Origin of the sequence: Streptomyces sp. NPDC048275, assembly GCF_040652275.1 — a bacterium.
Taxonomy (GTDB): Bacteria; Actinomycetota; Actinomycetes; order Streptomycetales; family Streptomycetaceae; genus Streptomyces.
In genome coordinates this window covers 16,842-36,185 of sequence record NZ_JBEZLR010000101.1, presented here as the reverse complement: position 1 = coordinate 36,185, position 19,344 = coordinate 16,842, and the positions used below count along the sequence as shown (strand labels likewise).

The 19,344-nt window shown below is 71.3% G+C and carries 18 protein-coding genes and 1 tRNA gene; 10 read left to right on the top strand and 9 right to left on the bottom strand.

Annotation, left to right across the window (positions count from 1 at the left end; translation table 11 throughout):
- Nucleotides 1-114 precede the first annotated feature (114 nt).
- Both AB0D57_RS38715 and AB0D57_RS38710 read right to left on the bottom strand, forming a co-directional pair.
- Nucleotides 115-1,080 (bottom strand): NAD-dependent epimerase/dehydratase family protein, encoded by a 966-nt coding sequence (locus AB0D57_RS38715; RefSeq protein ID WP_362084657.1) that lies wholly within the window; start codon nt 1,078-1,080, stop codon nt 115-117.
- Between the two features lie 103 nt (nt 1,081-1,183).
- Nucleotides 1,184-2,191 carry a ScbA/BarX family gamma-butyrolactone biosynthesis protein gene (locus AB0D57_RS38710; RefSeq protein WP_362084654.1) on the bottom strand — a complete coding sequence of 336 codons (1,008 nt, stop codon included), beginning with the start codon at nt 2,189-2,191 and terminating at the stop codon, nt 1,184-1,186.
- Nucleotides 2,192-2,665: 474 nt separating this feature from the next.
- On the opposite strand from AB0D57_RS38710, the gene AB0D57_RS38705 reads away from it, so the two are divergent.
- Nucleotides 2,666-3,466 (top strand): response regulator transcription factor, encoded by an 801-nt coding sequence (locus AB0D57_RS38705; protein WP_362084651.1) that lies wholly within the window; start codon nt 2,666-2,668, stop codon nt 3,464-3,466.
- 207 nt (nt 3,467-3,673) lie between these two features.
- The gene (locus tag AB0D57_RS38700; protein WP_362084648.1) at nt 3,674-4,312 is read left to right on the top strand and encodes a ScbR family autoregulator-binding transcription factor; all 639 of its coding nucleotides are present in this window, start codon (nt 3,674-3,676) and stop codon (nt 4,310-4,312) included.
- Nucleotides 4,313-4,599: 287 nt separating this feature from the next.
- On the opposite strand, the gene AB0D57_RS38695 is transcribed toward AB0D57_RS38700, so the two are convergent.
- Nucleotides 4,600-5,202, bottom strand: a complete 603-nt coding sequence (locus AB0D57_RS38695) for a TetR/AcrR family transcriptional regulator (RefSeq protein WP_362084645.1) — start codon at nt 5,200-5,202, stop codon at nt 4,600-4,602.
- 320 nt (nt 5,203-5,522) lie between these two features.
- Between AB0D57_RS38695 and AB0D57_RS38690 the strand changes: the two genes are divergently transcribed.
- Nucleotides 5,523-6,650 (top strand): histidine kinase, encoded by a 1,128-nt coding sequence (locus AB0D57_RS38690; RefSeq protein WP_362084642.1) that lies wholly within the window; start codon nt 5,523-5,525, stop codon nt 6,648-6,650.
- Between the two features lie 121 nt (nt 6,651-6,771).
- Nucleotides 6,772-7,662 carry an LLM class F420-dependent oxidoreductase gene (locus tag AB0D57_RS38685; RefSeq protein WP_362084639.1) on the top strand — a complete coding sequence of 297 codons (891 nt, stop codon included), beginning with the start codon at nt 6,772-6,774 and terminating at the stop codon, nt 7,660-7,662.
- Between the two features lie 88 nt (nt 7,663-7,750).
- On the opposite strand, the gene AB0D57_RS38680 is transcribed toward AB0D57_RS38685, so the two are convergent.
- Entirely contained in the window at nt 7,751-8,410 is a 660-nt protein-coding gene (locus AB0D57_RS38680; protein ID WP_362084672.1) for a response regulator transcription factor, read from the bottom strand.
- 17 nt (nt 8,411-8,427) lie between these two features.
- Nucleotides 8,428-9,669, bottom strand: a complete 1,242-nt coding sequence (locus AB0D57_RS38675) for a sensor domain-containing protein (RefSeq protein WP_362084669.1) — start codon at nt 9,667-9,669, stop codon at nt 8,428-8,430.
- Between the two features lie 183 nt (nt 9,670-9,852).
- Here AB0D57_RS38675 and AB0D57_RS38670 point away from each other — a divergent pair, with 183 nt between their 5' ends.
- The 3 genes from AB0D57_RS38670 (at nt 9,853) to AB0D57_RS38660 (ending at nt 13,826) form a co-directional block, all read left to right on the top strand.
- Nucleotides 9,853-10,590 carry an ABC transporter ATP-binding protein gene (locus AB0D57_RS38670; protein ID WP_362084636.1) on the top strand — a complete coding sequence of 246 codons (738 nt, stop codon included), beginning with the start codon at nt 9,853-9,855 and terminating at the stop codon, nt 10,588-10,590.
- Nucleotides 10,584-13,064 carry an FtsX-like permease family protein gene (locus AB0D57_RS38665; protein ID WP_362084633.1) on the top strand — a complete coding sequence of 827 codons (2,481 nt, stop codon included), beginning with the start codon at nt 10,584-10,586 and terminating at the stop codon, nt 13,062-13,064. The genes AB0D57_RS38670 and AB0D57_RS38665 overlap by 7 nt, the downstream gene beginning before the upstream one ends.
- A gap of 141 nt (nt 13,065-13,205) precedes the next feature.
- Nucleotides 13,206-13,826: a TetR/AcrR family transcriptional regulator gene (locus AB0D57_RS38660; RefSeq protein ID WP_362084630.1), complete on the top strand. Its 621-nt coding sequence runs from the start codon at nt 13,206-13,208 to the stop codon at nt 13,824-13,826.
- 44 nt (nt 13,827-13,870) lie between these two features.
- On the opposite strand, the gene AB0D57_RS38655 is transcribed toward AB0D57_RS38660, so the two are convergent.
- The 3 genes from AB0D57_RS38655 to AB0D57_RS38645 all read right to left on the bottom strand — a co-directional run bounded on the left by AB0D57_RS38655 (nt 13,871) and on the right by AB0D57_RS38645 (nt 16,401).
- Nucleotides 13,871-14,476 (bottom strand): GPP34 family phosphoprotein, encoded by a 606-nt coding sequence (locus AB0D57_RS38655; RefSeq protein WP_362084627.1) that lies wholly within the window; start codon nt 14,474-14,476, stop codon nt 13,871-13,873.
- A gap of 226 nt (nt 14,477-14,702) precedes the next feature.
- A complete protein-coding gene (locus tag AB0D57_RS38650; RefSeq protein ID WP_362084666.1) occupies nt 14,703-15,908 on the bottom strand; it encodes a YbfB/YjiJ family MFS transporter in 1,206 nt (401 codons plus the stop codon).
- 190 nt (nt 15,909-16,098) lie between these two features.
- Nucleotides 16,099-16,401 (bottom strand): muconolactone Delta-isomerase family protein, encoded by a 303-nt coding sequence (locus AB0D57_RS38645; protein ID WP_362084624.1) that lies wholly within the window; start codon nt 16,399-16,401, stop codon nt 16,099-16,101.
- 290 nt (nt 16,402-16,691) lie between these two features.
- On the opposite strand from AB0D57_RS38645, the gene AB0D57_RS38640 reads away from it, so the two are divergent.
- The 3 genes from AB0D57_RS38640 (at nt 16,692) to AB0D57_RS38630 (ending at nt 18,894) form a co-directional block, all read left to right on the top strand.
- A complete protein-coding gene (locus tag AB0D57_RS38640) occupies nt 16,692-17,615 on the top strand; it encodes a LysR family transcriptional regulator (RefSeq protein WP_362084621.1) in 924 nt (307 codons plus the stop codon).
- Between the two features lie 154 nt (nt 17,616-17,769).
- On the top strand, nt 17,770-18,492 hold the full coding sequence (locus AB0D57_RS38635; protein ID WP_362084618.1) for an SDR family oxidoreductase: 723 nt from the start codon (nt 17,770-17,772) through the stop codon (nt 18,490-18,492).
- A gap of 30 nt (nt 18,493-18,522) precedes the next feature.
- Nucleotides 18,523-18,894, top strand: coding sequence for a hypothetical protein (locus AB0D57_RS38630; RefSeq protein WP_362084615.1), 372 nt, complete (start codon nt 18,523-18,525; stop codon nt 18,892-18,894).
- Nucleotides 18,895-19,117: 223 nt separating this feature from the next.
- On the opposite strand, the gene AB0D57_RS38625 is transcribed toward AB0D57_RS38630, so the two are convergent.
- A tRNA-Leu gene (locus AB0D57_RS38625) sits at nt 19,118-19,200 on the bottom strand.
- Nucleotides 19,201-19,344: the final 144 nt, after the last annotated feature.

The following is a 19,344-nucleotide window of genomic DNA, read 5'->3' as shown; positions in this document are numbered from 1 at the left end:
TAGGTACCGGTGGACGGCGGTCGGTCAGGCGCTCTGGAGGGTTTTGCGGTACCGGTGGACGGCGGTCGGTCAGGCGCTCTGGAGGGTTTTGCGGTACCGGTGGACGGCGGTCGGTCAGGCGCTCTGGAGGGTTTTGCGGTACCAGGGCACGGCAGCCGGGAAATCGGCGCCGAAACCGGCGCCGGGTGTGCGGCGCAGATCGGACCAGAGCGGGGAACTGTCGAAGACGTGGTCGGTCGTGAACAGGTCGAGTCCGGCCGGGGGTACGCCCTTCTCCCAGAGGACCGCCCTGGCCTGCTCGACGGTGAGATCCGCTCCCGGCCACTCGATCCCCGTACACCCGGCGACGGCGCGCAGCAGGGTTTCCACGGGGACGGGCACCGGGTGGGTGGCGTGGTAGACGGACGCGGTCAGGTCGGCGGCGGGGGCGAGCGCGGTGGACACCAGCAGCCCGGCGAGTTCGGTCACGGAGATGACGGACGCCAGGGAGGGCCAGCCCGCCACGGTGCCCGGCAGCGTGCGCAACACGCGGGCCAGGCCCGGCACCACCCACGCGTCGCCCTCCCCGTACACCAGATGCGGCCGCAGGACGATGCCGCCGGCCGCGAGGACCTCGTCCTCGGCCGCCGCGCGGGTGAGCGAGGTGGGCGAACCCGGGTTGCGGGTCAGGTCCTCGGGCCGTTCGCCGCGGAAGGTGCCGCGGCCGTAGACGGACGCGGTGCTCAACTGGACGATGCGCGCGACCCCCGCGCGGCGCGCCTCGTCCACGAGGGCCGCCGTGCCACGGGCGTTGACGGCCTCGTTGGCCTCGACGCTGCCGCCGATCTGCGAGGCGCAGTGGATCACGACGTCGACGCCGTCGCACACCCCGCGTAAGGAGGCGGGTTCGGTCAGATCGGCCCGGACGACCTGGGGGCCGGGATCGGGATCGGAATCGGGATGGCGATCAGCGTGGGAAGCCGGATCGGACAATGGGCTGCGGTGCGACATGAGCCTCAAGTCGGCCTGCCGCCGCTCGGCTTCGCGGGTGACGTGACCCCCGACGAAACCGGCCGCGCCACTGATCAGGATGGTGGACACGGGACACTCTCCTCGAGCTGGGGACATCCTCGGGCACGCGACGTGGACTGCTACACGCAGTGCAACGTGCACTGCAACGTGCACTGCGACACGCACTGCGGGTTCAGCGACCGCTCGGCTTCAGGACGAGGTCGGCGGTGAACACGGTCTCAGCGTGCTGGGTTCCGCGCACCCGCACCAGTACGCCGTCGTCGGTACTGCGGATTTCGGGGTACGGCTCGATCCAGCACGGGGCGTCGAACTCGGCGTAGCGCGCGAAGTTGCTCTTGAGGCCGAGAAGGAGGGCGTCGGGCAGCCCCGTCGAGACGAGGGCGGCCTGTCGGGCGGCCTCCAGCAGCACCATGCCCGGTATGTGGTCGACGGGGTGGTCGAAGAAGGTGGGGTGAGCGGTGTCTACACGCAGTTCCCAGCGGTTGTCGACGCCGGGCGCGGGCTCGGCGAGCAGGACGTGCCGGTCGTCGGCGTGGCCCACCGCGGCCGGGTCGATCGGCGGCGGCGCGACGCGGTCGGTGGTGGTGGGCCGGCCGGCCCGCAGCCTCCGGTGGACGGCCGGACTGGTACAGCTGAAGGCGGCGCCCGCGGTGGCCAGGGCCTGTCCGTCGCGGAGCACCGTGACGTCGTAGCGCATGCCGCCGAGTACACGGCCCCGGCGGACGATGTCGCGGCAGACCGTGCGCAGTTCGACCTCGGTGGGGGCGGCGCCCGCGACGAGGAGTTCGGGTGCGGTGCTGAAGGACATGTCCCACATCAGGAACTGGTGCCCGAAGGGAACCCCGAACTCGGCGTGCGCGAGCAGGGAACCGATCTGGCGGACGGACTCGATCAGGAGCATCGGATCCTGGTAGCCCCCCGAGGGGGTGAAGAAGGAGTGGCTGCGCGGCCACTGGGCACTGACCGCGAAGACGTCCGGGAGGTCGGGCCCGGCGAGTTCGGCGGCGGCTTCCCAGCCGGTCAGCAGGACTTCGGAGACGGCGGCGCGATGGACGTACTCACGCGGAACCGTCGTGGTCAACCGGGGCTGCAGGGTCCTCGCCGCGGGTCGCGGGGCCTTGGTGGCCACCGTTGCGACCTCGTCTTCGACGGACACACGGGTTGAGGTGATGGACGACATGTAAGGCACTCCTGTCTCGTTCCGAGCAGGGGGCAGCAATCCGTACCGCCGGCAGCCACCCCCCGTGGCCGACGCCGTCTTGCCCCCACAAGATACAGACATGTCTGTAGGGTTTTTCAAGTAAAGCTTTAGTATCCGTCGAGCCGCGGCCCTTCACTACCGGCTGGTACGACACGATCGCGCCACTTGTACCGGCAGATCCCCCAAACCATGCAGACCTGCATGGTTAGCGCCAGAGAGAGGTGCTCGACAGCAGCACTTCCCTTCGCTGCAACCTGCCGGAAACATGACCTCGAAACGTCGAACGCCAGCGCATTCATGCAGCTCAGAGTGGGTAGATAGGGACAGACACGGGCCGACTCGCGGGGGATTTCGAACGCGTTGACAATCAGACAAGTCTGTTTGCTATCGTCCTCATTGTGAGAGTTCAGCAGTCCGTTCCGAGATGACGAGACTGTGCCTCAGGAGGAGCAGATGAATCGGCAAGCCGTGGATCTACTCGACGCCCGATCGCAGCGCAATCTTCCGCACCGCCCCACGATTCCCCAGCCCGGGCGGCCAGTTGCCTCCCAGGCCGCCACCGACCACCCCGTCCCCGGCCCCCCGGCCGGAGCACTGCGCGTCCTGGTCGTGGAGAACGATGTCAGGGCTGCCGACTCCCTCGTCCAGGGCCTGCTGCGGCAGGGGTACGCCGCATACAGCGTGGCCACCGGCACCAAGGCGCTCCAGGCGCACCGCGACGCCGATCTCCTGCTCATCGACCTCGACCTGCCCGACCTGGACGGGCTCGAGGTGTGCCGGGGCATCCGGGCGGTCTGCGACACCCCGGTCATCGCCGTCACCGCGCGCGGCTCCGAACTCGACCGGGTGCTCGGACTGCAGGCCGGCTCCGACGACTACCTGGTCAAGCCGTACGGCTTCCGCGAGTTACTGGCCCGGATGGAGGCGGTGATGCGCCGGGTGCGTAAACAGCCGGCCGCCGCCCAGGTCATCACCCACGGGCCGCTGCGCATCGACGTCGGCACCCGGATGGCCACGCTCGACGGCGAGCAAGTCGACCTGACCCGCAAGGAGTTCGACTTACTCCATCTGCTGGCCTCGCAACCCGGCACCGTGATGCCTCGCCGCCAGCTCATGGCGCAGGTCTGGGACGACACCTGGTCGCACCGCGGCCGCACCATCGACACCCATGTCAGCAGCCTGCGCGGCAAGCTCGGTTCGAGCAGCTGGATCATCACCGTCCGCGGAGTGGGCTTCCGGCTCGGCCATCCGTAGGCCACCGCCCATCGGCCGCTCGAAGGGCACTCGAAGGGCACTCAACAGACGGCGGAGAACCCTTGAGGCCCTTGAGGACCACGCAGCGACCGACTGGAAATCGCGTCAAAACGGAGGCAACTCCTCCCGCCCCCTGGCGGCGTGCCGCCTTGCCGATACAATACAGACCAGTCGGTAAAATTCCAGCGGGCGAGAGCGGGACCTGGCATGGCCACACAAGAGCGCGGGACGAGGTCGAGGCACTCGATCCTGGAGTCCGCGGCCCGGGTGTTCGACGAGCGGGGCTACGACGCGGCGAGCACCAACGACATCCTGGCCCGGACGGGCCTCACCCGAGGCGCGCTGTACCACCACTTCCCGTCCAAGGAAGCCATCGCCGTGGCCCTGGTGACCGCGCACAGCGAGGCCCTGGTGGTGCCGGACCAACCGGTGAAGCTCCAGGCGGTGATCGACCTCACGCTCGAGTTCGCCCAGCGCCTCCAGCGCGACCCGGTGCTGCGCGCCAGTGTGCGCCTCGCGGTCGAGCAGACGTCGTTCTCCCGTCCGCCGCAGACCGCCTACGAGCAGTCCGGTGCGGCCATACTGGCCCTGTTGCGGCAGGCCGAGGACCAGGGCGAGATCCTGCCCGGCGTGGACATCCAGGAAGCCACGTCGACCATCATCGGCGCCTTCACCGGCCTCCAGTTGATGTCCCAGGTCTACAGCAACCGCGAGGACCTGCCCGAACGCATCGGCGCGTTCTGGCGTTTCCTGCTGCCGGGCCTCGCCACTCCGGGCATGCTCGGCCGCCTGCGCACCGCACCGCAGCCCCCCGCCGTACCGTCCCCGTCGGCCCAGGACGCCTGAACCCCGGCCGAGCCCGGGACGCGACCCCCCACTCTCCCGGCCGAGCCGTGAACGGGCTCCGCACGCGGGCCCCCTGACCAGCCCCGGCCCCAACGCCCGTCGTAAGACCCCGCCGTGCCCAAGCCGGACCCCAGCCGCATTCGCCCGGCGCCCGGCCGCACTTCCAGGCCCGCGCGCAGCATCCACCCCACCCGCGGAGCCTGGCCCGCCCGCCCGCAGCTCCGGCCGAACGCGCGCCACAACCCTCAGACCCGCTCCTCCCCGAGCCGCTGCTACCCGAGCCGCTGCTACCCGAGCCGCTGTTCTTTCTCCCGCCCCACCCGTTCCCCCCGTCCCTCCCCACCCGGTGAGAACAGCGGGCGCAGCAGTACCCACAGCCGCTTCGAGGTCTTGGCGTCCCACCACTCGCTGTCGGTGTGCCCCAACGACGCCAGCCCCGCGGCCACCACCACGGCCAGGTCGGCCAGATCCTCCGGCACGGGCACGATGTCCCGATGCGCGTCGACGACGCGCCTGTGGACGAGGGCCAGTACGTCGTCCCGCAGTCGCGGCGGCCCCGCCGACCCGTCCACCGCCAACTGCATGCCCGCCCGGACGAGTTCCTCCGTGCGCAGGGCCTCGCACAGGGCGACCAGGATGCGCTCCGGGGCATCCTCGACCGGGCCGTCGAAGGCCTCGTCCATCAACGCGACGACCCGCTCGTGAGCCTGCTCGTACACGGCGGCCGTCAACTCCGCGGTGGACGAGAAGTGATGGTAGAGGGCCCCCCGGCTCACCCCGGCCCGACGGCAGATGTTGACCAGTCCCGCATCGGAGAGCCGGCCGTTCGCTATCAGTTCCGCCGCGGCACGGACGAGAGCCTGACGGGTCTGTTCGGACCGGGTCTGCATCAGGCTGCACCTGCCTATTCCTGCTCTCATAAAGGAGCGCTGGGGTGCCCGCGTAGGCGCGGGCAGCAACCGGAATCATACAACCATGCCTGTTTTAGACGACAGCCTTTAGACAGCAGAAGACAGCGGACCTCCATCCAACCTCCATAAATCCTGCAGCTCTTGGCCGCAGACGGACCCTTGACTACCGAGCGATGCCGTGGTCACACGCCGCTCGGACCACCCTGCGACCCTTGACAATCAGACAAGTCTGTTTGTTACGTTGAGGGTGGCCACGTTGCCTACGACACCCGAGCGTCATCCGAGCGTTGAGGAGTCCGATGAGCAGCACGACCGTCCCCGTCGTGGGAAGCGGATTCAGCGAAGCCCTGCACGCAGGTCTGCTCCGGGCAGCGGCCCGCATGTCACCGCGACCGGGCCACGCCACCGGGCCGGCCGACACCGCGCTGGGGACCTGGGAGACCGGGGCCGTCCTGGACCGGTTCGCCGCCCGCCTGCCCGCCGTACTCGCCCCCGCCGAGGCGGAGGTCCCCGCGCTGCGCGCCACGCTGGCGGAGTTCGCCCACGCGATCCTGGTACGAGCCACAGCCACAGCCACAGGAAAAGACACAGGCCCGAGCCCGGCCGACACCCCGCCGTCCCCCAACGCCCCGTCCCCCATCGCCCCGCCCGCCGCCGCCCCGCACCAGGTGGCCGCCGCGGTCGCCCTGCTCCTGGAGTGCGCGCTGCTGCACGTCCTGGAGAACGGCATCGCGCACCACGAGAGCGGACTGCTGCGCGCGGTCGCGGTCGTCCGCCGCCTCGGCGAGGTCGTCCGGGACGCCGGGGACGGGGTGTGGTCCGGCGACGACGGCCGCGGCGAGCGCCGCCGGCTGGCGCGGCAGCTGCACGACGAGCTGGGCGGCGCCCTGTCCGACGCCCGCCTCGGCCTGGACGCCGCCGCGACCTGCACCCCCGGCCCCCACACGGCCCATCTCGCCACCGCGGAGAGGGCGTTGGCCGAGGCTGCCCAGGAGAACCAGGCGCTCATCGACGGGATGCGCCGCCGCGGCGACCTGCCGCCGTTGCGCGAGGCCCTGGAGACCTTCCTGGCCGGCCCCCGCCCCCGCGACGGCCTGCGGATCCAGACCTCCGTCGAGGTCATCGGAGACGAGCGGACCCTCTCCGAGCTGCATCGGCTGGAGACCTACCTCGCGCTGCGCGAGGCCCTGCGCGACCGCCTGGCACGCTCGGGCGCGCGGCGCGTGGACACCGTCGTACGCGTCACCAGGCGCTGGCTGTATGCGAAGGTGACCGACGACGGCCACCGGCCCGCGGCCGCCTCCGCCGAGGCCCTGCGCTCCCTCACCGACCGGATCGAGGACCTCGGCGGCCGTACGGGCATCACCCCGGGCACCCCCACCGGCACCCTGCTGGAGATCCATCTGCCGCTGCGCCGCCACCCCTGAGCAACCACCCCCTGTCCCATTTGGACCACATCAGCGGAATAGGTCGGCGGAAGCGCCGGTTGGCGCCGCTGTGCCGTCCAAGTGGCGCGGCACAGCACGCACACGGAGGGACTCGGAGCTGATGGACGACGTCACGACGGTGGATCGCGGAAGTTCCCTGAAGGACGCGGTGGGACGGTACGGCGTGTGGAGTGTCGGGCTGCGTTCGGAGGAACCGGCACAGCGCGGCGAGATCGCCGAGGCCGCGGCCGAACTCCAGGAACTCGGCTTCGGCGCCGCGTGGCTGGGCGGCAGCAGCGGTGTGCGGCACGCCGTGCCGCTCCTCGACGCGACCTCACGGCTCGTCGTGGCCACCGGCATCCAGAGCATCTGGCAGTACGAGGCGACCGACACCGCGGCGCGCATCGCCGAAGTGGACGCGGTCCATCCCGGTCGCTTCCTGCTCGGTCTCGGGGTGAGCCACGCGAAACTGGCCGACCAGTACCGCCGCCCCTACTCGTCCATGGTCGAGTATCTGGACGCCCTGGACGCCGCCGGGTTGCCCGCCCGGCGCCGGGTCCTGGCCGCCCTCGGCCCGAAGATGCTGAAGCTGTCGCGCGACCGCGCGGCCGGCGCGCACCCCTATCTGGTCACTCCCGAGCACACCGCCCTGGCCCGCGAGACCCTGGGCGACGCCCCCCTGCTCGCACCGGAGACGAAGGTCGTCCTGGAGGCGGACCCGGACCGCGCCCGCTCGATCGCCCGCGGCGGCATCGCCCTCTACCTGGGACTGCCGAACTACACCAGTTCCCTTCTGAAGCTCGGTTTCACCGAGGACGACTTCGCGGACGGCGGCAGCGACCGCCTCGTCGACGCACTCGTCGCCTGGGGCGACGAGGACCGGATCCGCACGAGGATCGACGCCTTCCACCAGGCCGGCGCGGACCACGTGGCCCTGCACGTGGTCGACGACCAGCCCCGCGATGCCCTGCACCGCCCCCAATGGCGCCGCCTGGCCGCCCTGCTGACCTGACGACGGCTTCCGGCGGCGCGGGTTCGTCGCGCCGTCCCACCCTCGGCCCTCCAGCCGAGGCCGAGGGCGGGACGGAGGGCACCCGGCGTCACGCCCGCAAGTAGGCGAGAACCGCCAGCACCCTGCGATGGGTCTCGTCCGCGGGCGGCAGATCCAGTTTGCTGAGGATGCCGCCGATGTGCTTGCCCACGGCCGCCTCGGACACCACCAGTTCGCGAGCGATCGCGCCGTTCGACCTGCCCTCCGCGATCAGGGCCAGCACCTCCCGCTCGCGCGGGGTGAGCCGCTCCAGCGGATCGCGGCGCCGGCGCAGCAGTTGACGTACGACTTCGGGGTCCACGACGGTGCCGCCGGCCGCGACCTCGCGCAGGGCGTCCACGAACTGCTCGACCTGCCCGACCCGGTCCTTCAGCAGATAGCCGATGCCCGATCCGTCGCCGGAGTCCAGCAGTTCGGAGGCGTACGTCCGCTGCACATACTGACTGAGCACCAGGACGGGCAGCGTGGGCCGCTTCTCGCGCAGTCGCACCGCCGCGTGCAGTCCCTCGTCCTGGAACCCCGGGGGCATGCGCACATCCGTCACGACGATGTCGGGGGCGTGCTCCTCGACCGCGGCGATCAGAGCCGGGGCGTCCCCGACGGCCGCTACCACCTCGTGGCCGCAGCGGCCGAGCAGGCCGACGATGCCTTCCCGCAGCAGCACGCTGTCCTCGGCCAGTACCACCCGCAGCGGTCGATCCGTCAGCAAGGAATTCGGCAAGGAATTCAGCAAGGGATCTCCACACGCAACAGGGTCGGTCCGCCCGGCGGACTGGACAGGGAAAGTCTGCCATCCAGCACCGACACCCGGTCCGCGAGTCCGGTCAGCCCACTGCCGGCCCCGGCGTCCGCCCCACCCCGGCCGTCGTCACGTATCCACAGGAACAGACGCCCGTCACGGTGCCCCCCGCTCACCTCCGCGCGGCCGGCCCCGCTGTGCTTGGCGATGTTGGCGAGGGCCTCGCAGACCACGAAGTACGCGGCGGTCTCGACCGCTTGGGGCAGCCGTCCGGACAGCTCCAGGTCGACGTCCACGGGTACCGCGGAACGGTCCGCGGCGTCGGTGACCGCCGCATGGAGTCCGTAGTCCGCGAGGACCTTGGGGTGGATGCCGTGGATGAGTTCGCGCAGCTCCGCGAGGACCTTGCCCGCCTCCTCATGGGCCTTGGCCAGCTGGTCGGCGACCGGCCCCGGCGGCGCGTCCAGGCGGGCGAGCCCGAGCGTCATCGTCAGCGCCACCAGCCGCTGCTGCGCCCCGTCGTGCAGATCGCGCTCGATGCGCCGCCGCTCCGCCTCGAAGGCGTCCACCAACCGGACGCGGGAACGCGTCAGTTCCACGACCTTCGCCCCCAGATCGCCCTCGCGCGGGGCGATCAGCAGACGCGTCAGTTCCGCCCGGGCACCGGCCACGACTCCCAGGGCATAGGCGCCCAGGGCGAGAAGGACGAGCCCGAGCACGGCGACACCGAAGGCCGTCGGCCAGGTGGTGACCGTCCACAGTTTGAGCACCTTGGTCTCCTGGCCGCCGCCGACCGTGGCCATCAGCAGCGGGGCCGCGGTCATGGACAGCGGGAGGAGCAGGCCGACCATGAGCGCGAGGGCGTCGACCGGCCACAACAACCCCGCGAACAGCAGGGCGTACCCGAGCTCCCGCCAGGTCGCCCGCTCCCGCAGCCGCGTCGACGACCAGGACCACAACCCCTCGGCGGCGGGCGCCTGATGCTGCTCCGGTGCCGGGTCCCGGTCGATCAGCCGCAGCCTGCGCCGCTCCACCCGGGCCACCGGGATCCCGGCGAGGGCCACGGCGACGAGCAACGGAAGCCCCACCAGCACAAGGGACAGGACGCCGCCGACGGCCGCCGTGGCGACGATCCCTACAAGGGCGACCGCGCCGGTCAGCACACCGGTGAGCAGATATCCGGCCGAACGCCACGGCCACGACGACCGTAGGAAGCCCGGCCCGGACATGGACTGCCACACATTCCGAGGATGCATGAGCGTCACCGTAGAAGGCCCGCTCCGGCCGATGCCATCGGTCCAGACGCCGGATCGCAGGTATGCCTGGCCCTACCCCAAGTCTCGCTTCCGCCGCACTGCGCCGCGGTGCCCCGCCCGGTTTCGTGGAGCCAACAAGCGGACGAGAGAGGCCAGATGAACCACGACGCGATCCAATTGCGCACCGTCACCAGGCACTACGGGACGGGCGACAGCACGGTGACGGCACTCGACCAGGTCTCGCTCGCCTTCCCCCGGGGAACGTTCACCGCCGTCATGGGCCCCTCGGGCTCGGGCAAGTCGACCCTGTTGCAGTGTGCCGCCGGCCTTGACCGCCCCACGTCGGGAACGGTCACCCTGGGCGGCACCGACCTGACGCGACTGAGCGAGACCAGGCTGACGCTGCTGCGCCGCGAACGCATCGGGTTCGTCTTCCAGGCGTTCAACCTGCTGCCGTCCCTGACCGCCGAGCAGAACGTCGCGCTCCCCCTGCGGCTGGCCGGCCGCCGCCCCGCCAAGGCCCGGGTGCGCGCGGTGCTCGAGCAGGTCGGCCTCGCCGGCCGGGCCCGGCACCGGCCCACGGAACTGTCCGGCGGCCAGCAGCAGCGCGTCGCCCTGGCCCGTGCCCTGATCACCCGCCCCGAGGTGCTCTTCGGCGACGAGCCGACCGGTGCCCTCGACTCGGGGACCAGTCGTCAGGTGCTGAGCCTGCTGCGCGGCATGGTCGACGGCGAGGGCCAGACGATCATCATCGTCACGCACGACCCGATGGCCGCCTCGTACGCCGACCGCGTCGTCTTCCTCGTCGACGGACGGGTCAACGGCGAGCTGACCGGAGCGAGCGCCGACGACATCGCCGCGCGCATGACCAAGCTGGAGGCCGTGCCGTGCTGAGCGTCGCCCTGCGCACCCTGCGCACCCGCTGGATCACCTTCGTCGGCAGCTTCGTCGCGCTCTCGCTGGGCGTCGCCCTGATCGCGGTGATGGGCCTGGCCCTCGCCTCGTCGCTGGACGCGCCCGACCGGAAGCCGGAACGGTTCGCCGCCGCGCCCGTCGTGGTCAAGGGCGCGGACACCCTGCGCGTGCCCACCCCGAGGGGCGACCGGGTGCAGCGGCTCGCGCAGCCGCGCGCCGTGCCTCCCGCGACCGTCGCGAAACTGAGGGAACTCGGCACCGTCGTCGAGGACCGGTCCTTCGCCGTACGGGCCAGGGGCGGGCCCGCCGACCTGGTGGGCCACCCCTGGTCCACCGCCGCCTTCGCCCCGTACGCGATCGACACGGGACGCGCGCCCCGCGCCGCCGACGAGGTCGTCGTCGGCGGCGACTGGGCGAAACCGGGCGACCGCGTACGGACCGACCGAGGCACGGTACGGGTCGTCGGGACCGTAAGGACGGCCACCGTGGCCGGGCGCGGCTTCGAGAACGCCGTCTTCTACCAGGACGCACGCGCCGCCGCACTGTCGCCGAGCAGCGTCCAGCTCGTCGTCGACGCCGACGTGACGGCCGTACGCGAAGCGGTGCGTACGACGGCACGCGGCGCCGGCGTCCAGGTCCTCGCCGGCGACGCGCGCCGCTACGCCGACGCGGACCCCGACCGGGACAGCAAGGCCCTCACCGCGATGAACGCCATGTTCGGCACGGCGGGCGGCGTCAGCGCCTTCGTGTCGGTGTTCGTGGTGGCGTCCACGTTCGCGTTCGCGGTCGACCAGCGGCGCCGGGAGTTCGGGCTGCTGCGCACCGCCGGGGCGACCCCGGGGCAGATCCGCCGGACGGTCCTCACCGAGGCCCTCGTGGTCGGCGTGCTCGCCTCGGCCACCGGCTGTGTGCTCGGCGCGTACGGTGCGCCGTGGCTGGCCGACCGGGTGGTCGACGGCGGCCTCGCGCCGGGCTGGTTCACCATCGGCGACTCCACCTGGCCGTACCACCTGGCGTTCTGGACGGGCCTGCTCGTCGCACTCTGCGGCGTCGTGGCCGCCTCCTGGCGTGCGGGCCGCACCGGCCCCGTCCAGGCGCTGCGCGAGTCGTCCGCGGACACCACGACGATGACCCGGGGCCGCCTGCTGTGCGGTACGGCCCTGCTGCTGACCGCCGCCATGACGCTGGGCCTGGCCCTGGCCGGCGACCCGGGCGACCTGCTGCACCGCAAGACCTATGTGAGCCGTCCGATGCTGCTGATCTCCGCGGTCGCGCTGCTCGCGCCGACCGTGGTGCGCCCGTTGACCCGGCTGCTGGCCTGGTTGCCGGCCCAGTTGCCGGGGGCCGGCGGCATGCTGGTGCGGGAGAACGCCGCCGCCGGGGTGCGGCGCACCGCCGCGATCGCGGCGCCCGTCCTGGTCACCGTCGCCCTCGCCGGCTCGCTGCTGGGGGCCACCGCGACGCTGAACGAGGCCAAGGCCACCGAGACGCGCGAGCGGACGGCCGCCGCCTTCGTCGTCACCCCGGCGAGCGCCGCGGGTTTCGACGCGGCGACGCTGCGAGAGCTGCGCGAGGTGCGTGGCGCGGTCGTGTCCGTGACCGCGTCGAGCGCCGTCCACGTGCTGGCGGACGGGGTGGCGCTGATCAGGTCCGAGGCCCGTGCCGCGGACCCCGGCCCGCTCGGTGCCACCACCCGGCTGCCGATCGAGGCCGGGAGGGTGGGCGACCTCGACGACGACTCGATCATCGTCAACGAGGAGTGGCAGCGGCACACGGTGGGGCAGCGGGTGCGGGTGTGGCTCGGGGACGGCACGGAGAAGTCGCTGCGGATCGCCGCGGTCATGGCCACGGGCACCGGCGACAACGGCGTCTACGTCACCCCGCGCAACGCCCCAGGCGCGAGCGCCGACCGGGTCGACGTCGCCCTCGCCGACGGCGCCGACGCGGACGCCGTGGCCGCCGGACTGCGGGCCGCGGTGGACACCTCGGGCGGACAGGTCCGCACCAAGAACCAATGGGTGCGGGCGAGTCACCCCGAGGCGAACCGGACGACCCGGATGGGTTTCCTGCTGGTCCTCGGCATCGCCCTCCTCTACACCGGCATCTCCCTGGCCAACACCATGGTCATGGCGACCTCCGACCGGATCCGCGACCTGGCGGTGCTGCGGCTGGCCGGAGCCACCCGGTGGCAGGTGCTGCGGCTGGTGGGCGCCGAGGCGCTGATGGTGGTGGCCGTCGGCGGAGTCCTGGGACTCCTCGTCGCCGGGCTCAACCTGATGGGCATGTGGGGCGCCCTGGGCCTGCTGTCGGTGTGGACCACGATCGAGATTCCCTGGTCGGCGCTCGGCGGGACGGTGGGCGCCTGCGCGGTGATCGCCGTGGTCTCGTCCGTCGTCCCCGCCGCACTCGCCCTGCGCCGCCGGGCGGTGGAACTGGCGGGCGTTCGGGACTGACCCGCCAACGCGGCCGGGGCGAGGCCGGGTCCATGCCGGCCTCGTCTCCGACGCCCGTGACATGTGCAGCCGGCGCCACGCGCCACAGGCGCTAGCCGACCGGTCCAGTAAAAGGTGGTCGACCGGTCGTACACTCGCTCCATGGGACGCACCAGCAACGCCAGGGAGAAGATCCTCAGTGTTGCGCAATCGCTGATCGAGCTGCGCGGTTACTCGGCCTTGGGCGTGGCCGAGATCTGCAAGACAGCCGGCGTGCCCAAGGGCAGTTTCTACTACTTCTTCGATTCCAAGGAAGCTCTCGGCCTGGCCGTGATCGACGAGCACTGGGCCGGTCAGCAGCGCATGTGGACACGCATCCTGAACAGTGACGAGGAACCGCTCCAGCGGCTGCGTCGGCTGTTCGACGAGACGGAGGCGGGCCAGCGCGCCGGCCGGCAGAGCTGCGGCACCGTCTCGGGCTGCCTGTTCGGGAACCTCAGCCTGGAGATGAGCAACCACACCGAGGCCGTCCGCACGCGGCTTCAGGAGATCTTCGACGCACAGGTCGAGCTGGTCGACTCGGTCATCACTGAGGCTCTGGAGCGCAAGGAGGTCTCCGTGACCGACACACGGGAAGCCGCACGCGCGGTGGTCGCCCAGCTGGAAGGGCAGGTGTTGTTCGCCAAGCTCTACAACAACGCCCAGCGGCTCGGCGCCCTGTGGGCGAACTGCCTGGCCCTGCTCGGTGCTCGCGCACCGCAAGAAGCCGTCGCAGGCGTCTGAGGCCGACTGCTGAACGGACTCCCGATCAGGAATTTTTGAGGTCGTCACTCGCCTCGCCAGATGTTGTCGAAGGCCGCATCTTCGATGTGTCGCCGCTGCCGTACGGCTTCCAGCTCCGTCACCGCGTTGTTGACGGCAGCCACTACGGTCACGACCGCGTCGTCGGTGAGACCCGCGGCCTCTTCGGCCGGCTCGTGCTGGATACCCAGTGCGGCCGCGAGGCCGGCGAGGACGGGCTCACCCGACATCCAGCGGTCGGCCGCGTGGCGACGGGCCGATGAATCGGCCAATGCCGTACGGCCGCTCCGGAGGGGAATCCAGCGGTGGCGTCGCCGGGTGACCTGACCTTCCGCTTCCAGGACGGCGAGATAGGCCGCGGCCAGACCACGGCCCCGGCGCCACAGCCACTCCTCGACGGACTCGTACGGCGCCTGCCGGGTGAGCGACGACGACGCCTCGTCCAACAGGCGATCACCCGTGGTCCACTGCGGGCCGGGCACGATGTGGTCGTCGTCCAGGACGAGAGCCTGGGCGTCGATGAGGTCGACCAGTTCGGCTCCCGCGAGGGCCAGCGACAGGTCGCCGTTCTCGACGGGACGGCTCGACGCGACGTCCAAGGCGGTGATCAACAGGTCCTGTGATGTGGTCATGGCGGGCTCCGCGTCAGATTCATCGGTGGCGATATGTCTCGGTCGAATTCACCGGTCGTGGTACGTCGCGCAGACGCAGGGTCCGGCCTGGCACCGGGGGCCGAGGCCGGCGGGCGGCACGGTCGGCCGAGCACCGGGGACGGAGTCCGGCGACCGGAGCCGCGACGGTTGGCGGCGGCGACTCCACCTCCTCAGGCACCCCACTTCCTCAGGCACCCCGTCTCCATCAGGCACCTCGTCCGCCCTGGTCCGGAGCGGTTTGCGCCGATTCGGACCGGCGTACCGGGGCGGCATGTCGCACTACCACCATGTGGTGCGGGAAGCCGATGCGCAGCACGGCGGCGGCCGCGGCGGCCGCGAGGACCACGACGGCGGCCAGGATGAGGGCCTGGTGGTAGCCGTGGTGAAGCAGTGGCGCGACAAGCAGGGGGCCGAGGATCTGGCCGACGGAGTATCCGGCGGTCAGGAGCGCGACGGAGCGGGGGAACTGGAGGTGGTCCCCCGCGGCAAGGGCGAGGGTGCTGACGCCGATGAAGGTCGCGCCGAACAGCACCGCGGAGACCAAGGCAGCCGTTGCTCCACCGATCAGGGCCGGCAGACCGATGCCGACCGCTTGGATGACGAGCGCGGCGAGCAGCAGGTCGGGGCGGGACCAACGGCGCCCGAGCCGGGCCCACAGCGCCGAGGACGGCACAGCCGCCAGTCCGACCAGCACCCAAGCCCCGCTGCCGAGCCGGCCGGGAGAGCTCTGCTCGATCGCGGCCACCAGGAAGGTGCCCGCGACGATGTACCCGATGCCTTCCAGGGTGTAGGAGGCGAACAGCGCGGTGAACCAGCGATGCGTACGCGTCCTGCCGGATCCCGCGGACGCCGCGGACGCCGCGGGTGATGCGGGTGATGCGGGTGATGCGGGTGATGCGGGTGATGCGGGTGATGCTTCGGGGCGGAGGTTCCACGAGGCGGCGGCGAGGACCGCGGCGAGTGCGGCCGAGGCCCACCAGGCAGCCCGCCAGTCGGCCACGGAGCGCAGAACGAGGACGAGCAGACCGGACAGCGCGATCCCGGCGCCCACTCCGCCGAAACCCCAGCCGGGCAGGTGAGCCGGGTGCTCCCGCAGGTGGCTGAGGAGGGAGCTGACGGCGATGACGAAGATCACAGCGCTCGCCACTCCGGACAGCAGCCGCAGCGCGATCCACACGGCTGTGGAGTGCGTGGCGGGCATGGCGGCCAGGCTGCCGGTCAGCACGATGAGGGAGATGCGCAGGAGGGCGGCTGAGCGGACCAGCGCGGGGGCCAGGATGCCGGCGAGCGCGCCGCCGAGGTAGCCGATGTAGTTGGCGGTGGCCAGGTTCGCACCGGCACCCGCGGACAGTCCCGCCTGGGTGTGCATCAGGGGGAGGATCGGGGTGTAGACGAACCGACCGACCCCCATGCCCGCGGCGAGTGCCGCAGCGGCTTGGGCGACGTGCCCCCAGGGCGAGCGGAGCGCGTCGACTCCTCGAGGCGAGGAAGCGCGCAGGGCTCGTACGCTCATGAAGAAATCCTTGTGCGGTCGTGCGGGTTTCCGGGCGGTCCGCACTCACCGTCACGGCTGCTGCGGTGAGTGCGAACGGGGCCTGCCGTCATGGTGTGGTGTCTGTCCGGCCCGGGTCGTTGGGGTGGGACTCGAGCGCGGTGACGGTGAGCGTCATCCACGGGCGCAACGGGAGGGTGCCGAGCACCTTCTCGTGGAGCTCGTCCTCGTCCGCGGCCCGCCAGATGCCGATGCTGCGCAGCTCGCCGACCGGGCGCCACAGCCGCGCCAGATTGCCGGTGCCGGCCAGTTCCCGGGCGCGGACGGCTTCGGCGGCCCGCCGCAGGTCGACCTCGTCCTGACTGGTTCCCTCGGGGACAGTGGTGGTGATCTCGACCAGGAACTCGCGCATGGTCCTGCTCCGCTCGGTGGGGCGTCCGGCGACGACCGGAACGCCCAAGTGGTGGTGGCCTGGGTTTTCAGTTGTGGCCTGGGTTTTCAGGGGGCCGACCGCCCAGGTCAGGTCGGACGGCGGCCGACGTACCGGAAGTCGGCACGCCCAACCCGTCCAACGGGCGGCGGCGAAAGCCGCCGACTCACCTGCCGTCGGGGTTTCCCGCCCTCATCGTCCGCCTGCCGCCAGGGGCGGCGCCACGACCGGCCTCCTCCCTGCTGGGAGCCATGGCCTCGCACGCCCGTAGCATGACGAGCGTGGAGCTGCGCCAACTGCGGTACTTCGTCGCGGTCGCCGAGGAACTGAACTTCGGCCGGGCCGCCGAGCGCCTGCTGATCGCGGGCCCCTCCCTGTCACAGCAGATCAAGGCGCTCGAACGCGACTTGGGCGTGCAACTGTTCGATCGCGACCGCCGCTCGGTGTCCCTCACCCCCGCCGGTTCAGCCTTGCTCCCGCACACCCGCGCCCTGCTGGAACGGGCCGACGACCTCCAGCGGCGCGCCGTTCAACTGTCCGGTTCGCAGCCGGTACGGCTCGGCTACGTCAACTGGCTCCCGCCGGACCTGACCGCCCGTACCGCCGCGGTCGCCCGACTCCACATCGACGCGTGGATCGCCCCCTCGCACACTCAAGCCGCCCGGGTCGCCGACGGCAGCCTGGACCTCGCGGTGTGCTGGGTGCGGACCGAGGACCTGAAACACCGTGGCCTGCACGCCCGGCTCATCGGCGCCGACCGGCTCTACGCGGTGGCCACCGGCGACGACACGAGCGTCGTGCCCGCCCCGGACACCGTCGTCCTCCTCGACGACGACACCACCTCCTGGTCGTCCTGGAACGACTACGCCGAACTACTGGCCCGCGACAGCGGGGCCCGCGCGGTGCACATCTCCGACGGTGGCATCACCGGACCAGCCTTCTTCGATCACGTCCGCCGCAGCAGCCGCCCGGTCGTCAACTGCCCCAAGGGCCAGACCACACCGCTGCCCCCCGACCTCGTCCGACGCCCGGTCGCCGCACCGGAGATCTATTGGACCTGGTCCCTGGTCTGGCGCGAGGGCGAGGACCGCCCCGCCGTCCTCGCCGTCATCGATGCCCTCTGCGACGACGTGGGCGACCTCGGTATCAACGCCCCGGGCGCCTGGCTGCCCGACGGCGACCCGCACCGGCGCTAGAACAGGCCCCACCCCCGGCTGACATGGGCTGGAAGGCCACGCCTACCAGCAGGGAGAAAGCCGGTCCTGGCCAGGGCCCTGTTGACCTTTGACTTCTTCCCCCCGAGCCGCCTAGGTTCCAAATAGTCGACCGGTCGGCTACCACGGGGTCATCATGAGCTCTCAGAACCAGTCGGACCAGAAGGTCGCCGTCATCACCGGAGCCTCGCAGGGCATCGGCGCCGGCCTCGTCGACGCCTACCGCAAGCTCGGCTACGCCGTCGTCGCCACCTCGCGCAGCATCGCCCCCGCGAGCGACCAGGGCATCCTGACCGTCCAGGGCGACATCGCCGACCCCGCCACCGCCGAACGCGTCATCGCCGCCGGCATCGAGCGATTCGGTCGTATCGACACCCTGGTCAACAACGCGGGCGTCTTCGTCGCCAAGGCCTTCACCGACTACACCCAGGACGACTACGCCACTCTGACCGGCGTGAACGTCACCGGCTTCTTCCGCATCACCCAGCTGGCCGTCGAGCGCATGCTCGCCCAGGGCGGCGGCCATATCGTCAACATCACGACCAGCCTGGTCGACAACGCCGATGCCAACGTCCCCTCCGTGCTGACCTCGCTGACCAAGGGCGGCCTGCAGTCCGCCACCAAGTCCCTCGCCATCGAGTACGCCACCCGCGGCATCCGCGCCAACGCCGTATCCCCCGGCACCATCAAGACCCCCATGCACCCCGAGGAGACCCATGCCGCCCTCGCCGCCCTGCACCCGGTCGGCCGGATGGGCGAGCAGAGCGACATCGTCGACGCCGTGATCTACCTGGAGAACGCCGCGTTCGTCACCGGCGAGATCCTCCACGTCGACGGCGGCCAGAGCGCCGGCCACTGACCCTACGGACGATGGGGATACGACAATCCGATGAGCGGCACCACAGACAACGAAGAGATCCTGCGCGGCGTCCTCGACCAGTGGAAGGCCGCGGTCGACAGGCACGAACCACAGCAGGTCGCCTCCCAGTTCACCGAGGACGCGATCTTCCAGGGACTGCGCCCCTACAGCGTCGGCAGGCCGGGCATCGCCGCCTACTACGACTCACAGCCCCTCGGGATGACGGCCGCGTACCAGATTCTCGAAACCAGACGCCCCGCCGACGGCCTCGTATTCGGGTACCTGAACGTCGACTTCTCGTTCACCGATCGGCCTGCCGTCAAGGTCAACCTCGGCGTCCTGGTGAAGCGCATCGAGCAGGGCTGGTACATCAGCCACTACCAGGTCTCCCGGCTCGACTAGGACCTGTCCCGGGCCGTCGGTGACACAGCGGTCGACGCGGCCACCCCGGCCCACCCGAAGAACAATCAGCTGCGCAAAGAGCAGGGCCCCGAGCGTGAGATACCTCACCGCCGGGGCCCTGCCCCGCACCACGGTCCGGACCGCAGCCCACCACCACAACGAGAAACGGGCCCTCACCAGAACTTTCGTCCTTGGTGAAGACCCGTTCATCGGTTCTTCGCTGTGCGCGAGGGGGGAGTTGAACCCCCACGCCCTTGCGGGCACTGGAACCTGAATCCAGCGCGTCTGCCATTCCGCCACTCGCGCAGTGAATGTGTCGTCCGTCTCCCACCGAGTGGGGTGAGCGCCTTTCGACATGCAGAAGATTAGCACGGTGCCAGGGGCCGATTCACATCCCTTTCCCCGCCCTCCCGCCCCCTCCCGCCCGGCTCCGGCCCAGGCCACCTCCCG

Excerpts from the sequence above, each read along its gene's own strand:
- AB0D57_RS38710 (WP_362084654.1), bottom strand. The coding sequence starts at position 2,191 with ATGTCGTCCATCACCTCAACCCGTGTGTCCGTCGAAGACGAGGTCGCA.
- AB0D57_RS38705 (WP_362084651.1), top strand. The coding sequence starts at position 2,666 with ATGAATCGGCAAGCCGTGGATCTACTCGACGCCCGATCGCAGCGCAAT.
- AB0D57_RS38700 (WP_362084648.1), top strand. The coding sequence starts at position 3,674 with ATGGCCACACAAGAGCGCGGGACGAGGTCGAGGCACTCGATCCTGGAG.
- AB0D57_RS38695 (WP_362084645.1), bottom strand. The coding sequence starts at position 5,202 with ATGCAGACCCGGTCCGAACAGACCCGTCAGGCTCTCGTCCGTGCCGCG.
- AB0D57_RS38690 (WP_362084642.1), top strand. The coding sequence starts at position 5,523 with ATGAGCAGCACGACCGTCCCCGTCGTGGGAAGCGGATTCAGCGAAGCC.
- AB0D57_RS38685 (WP_362084639.1), top strand. The coding sequence starts at position 6,772 with ATGGACGACGTCACGACGGTGGATCGCGGAAGTTCCCTGAAGGACGCG.
- AB0D57_RS38675 (WP_362084669.1), bottom strand. The coding sequence starts at position 9,669 with ATGTCCGGGCCGGGCTTCCTACGGTCGTCGTGGCCGTGGCGTTCGGCC.
- AB0D57_RS38670 (WP_362084636.1), top strand. The coding sequence starts at position 9,853 with ATGAACCACGACGCGATCCAATTGCGCACCGTCACCAGGCACTACGGG.
- AB0D57_RS38660 (WP_362084630.1), top strand. The coding sequence starts at position 13,206 with ATGGGACGCACCAGCAACGCCAGGGAGAAGATCCTCAGTGTTGCGCAA.
- AB0D57_RS38655 (WP_362084627.1), bottom strand. The coding sequence starts at position 14,476 with ATGACCACATCACAGGACCTGTTGATCACCGCCTTGGACGTCGCGTCG.
- AB0D57_RS38650 (WP_362084666.1), bottom strand. The coding sequence starts at position 15,908 with ATGGGGGTCGGTCGGTTCGTCTACACCCCGATCCTCCCCCTGATGCAC.
- AB0D57_RS38645 (WP_362084624.1), bottom strand. The coding sequence starts at position 16,401 with ATGCGCGAGTTCCTGGTCGAGATCACCACCACTGTCCCCGAGGGAACC.
- AB0D57_RS38640 (WP_362084621.1), top strand. The coding sequence starts at position 16,692 with ATGACGAGCGTGGAGCTGCGCCAACTGCGGTACTTCGTCGCGGTCGCC.
- AB0D57_RS38635 (WP_362084618.1), top strand. The coding sequence starts at position 17,770 with ATGAGCTCTCAGAACCAGTCGGACCAGAAGGTCGCCGTCATCACCGGA.
- AB0D57_RS38630 (WP_362084615.1), top strand. The coding sequence starts at position 18,523 with ATGAGCGGCACCACAGACAACGAAGAGATCCTGCGCGGCGTCCTCGAC.